Annotated in this window: 1 protein-coding gene and 1 pseudogene; one reads left to right on the top strand and one right to left on the bottom strand. The window is 75.6% G+C overall.

Annotated features, from left to right (window positions below):
- Window positions 1-283: pseudogene (locus MCM47_RS40365) on the bottom strand (hypothetical protein); the annotation flags it as partial.
- A 211-nt stretch (window positions 284-494) separates the two neighbouring features.
- On the opposite strand from MCM47_RS40365, the gene MCM47_RS40360 reads away from it, so the two are divergent.
- Window positions 495-1,642, top strand: a 1,148-nt coding sequence (locus MCM47_RS40360) for an NAD-dependent epimerase/dehydratase family protein (RefSeq protein WP_374209283.1), incomplete at its 3' end; no start/stop codon positions are given.

Raw genomic sequence — 1,642 nt, 5'->3', positions numbered from 1 at the left:
GCTGCTGGAACGCTGCGCCGAGGTCGTTGGGGTTGAGGCCGCCGAACATCGCCGCGAACGGGTTGTCGGCGCCACCGGGGGCACCCGGCGTGCCAGGGCCGCCGGGCATGCCCATCCCGAACAGCGCGCCGAACGGGTTCCCGCCGGCGAAGCCGAACGGCTGCGGGCCGCCCTGCTCCTTCTTCTGCTCGTCGCCGGGCCCGCCCTTGGCGTCCTCGGGCTTGGCCTTGCCGTCCTCGGGCTCCTCTGGCGGAACGCCGAATCCGAAGGGAAGGTCGCTCACGGGGGTCCTCGATCCGGTCGGCCGTCATGCGGGTGGTGGCGGTGGGTCTGCGGGCCCGGGGCGGTCGGCGGAGCGGGGGGACTCGCGGCCGGTGGGCGGCTCCCGGTGCGGCTGACCCGCGCCGGGTGCACCGCCGGGCCTCCGCCTCGGGCAGGATGGACGTACGTGACACACGTACGTACGCACATAAGCTAACCGTGGAGGATGGCCGGTGAGTTCCCCGCCTTCGGACGTTCGCTCTGGGCTGACCGGAGGAGAGGACGCCCCGGACACCACGGCGTCGCCGCCTCCAGCCTACGGCGGCAGGCCGCTGACCGTGGCCGTCACGGGTGCCGCCGGGGTGCTCGGCGAGCGCGTCGCGGCCCGCCTGGTGGCCTCGCCGGGAGTGAAGAAGGTCCTCGCGGTCGACGACCGCCGGGGCGAGGTGCCGGGCGTGCAGTGGCGCATCCTCGACGTTCGCGACCCCGCGGTGGCCGAGCGGCTGGCCGGTGTGGACGTGGTGGTCCACCTGGCGATGGACCTCGGGATGGAGTCCGACCCGCGCGCCCGCAGCGCCTACAACGTGCGCGGCGCGCAGACCGTGCTGACCGCCGCCGCGGCGGCCGGCGTGCACCGGGTGGTGCTCTGCACCTCGGCGATGGTCTACGGCGCGCTGGCCGACAACGAGGTGCCGCTGGCCGAGGACTCCGAGCTGCGGGCCACCGAGGAGGCCTCGCTGGTCGGGGACCTGCTGGAGATCGAGCGGCTGGCCCGGCGGGCCCCGCGCGCCCACCCGGGCCTGCAGGTGACGGTGCTGCGGCCGGCCGTGGTGGTCGGGCCGGGCGTCGACACGGTGCTGACCCGGCACTTCGAGGCTCCCCGCCTCCTGGTGGTGGCCGGTTCCCGGCCGTGCTGGCAGTTCTGCCACGTGGACGACCTGGCGGCGGCGCTGGAGTACGCGGCGCTCGGACTGGTCGAGGGCGAGGTGACGGTCGGTTGCGACGGCTGGCTGGAGCAGGAGGACGTGGAGCGGCTGTCGGGCATCCGGCGGATGGAACTGCCGGCGTCGCTGGCGCTGGGCACCGCCGCCCGGCTGCACCGGCTCGGCCTGACCCCGGCACCTGCGGGGGACCTCGCCTACACCATGTACCCGTGGGTGGTCTCCGGCAGCCGGCTGCACGAGGCGGGCTGGCGGCCGCTCTACACCAACGAGCAGGTGCTGGCCGAGCTGCTGGCACAGGTCTCCGGCAAGCACGCGGTGGCCGGGCGCCGGCTGGGCGGCAAGGAGGCCGCGACCAGCCTGGGCGCGGCCGGGGCGACGGTGGCGCTGGTCGGTACGGCGGCGCTGGTGCGGCGGGGGCGCAAGCGGCGCCGCGTCTT

Origin of the sequence: Kitasatospora sp. A2-31 (genome assembly GCF_022288725.1) — a bacterium.
In the GTDB taxonomy this organism is placed as follows: domain Bacteria; phylum Actinomycetota; class Actinomycetes; order Streptomycetales; family Streptomycetaceae; genus Kitasatospora.
Note: the sequence above shows the minus strand (reverse complement) of the source record. Positions and strands in the feature narration are given on the sequence as shown.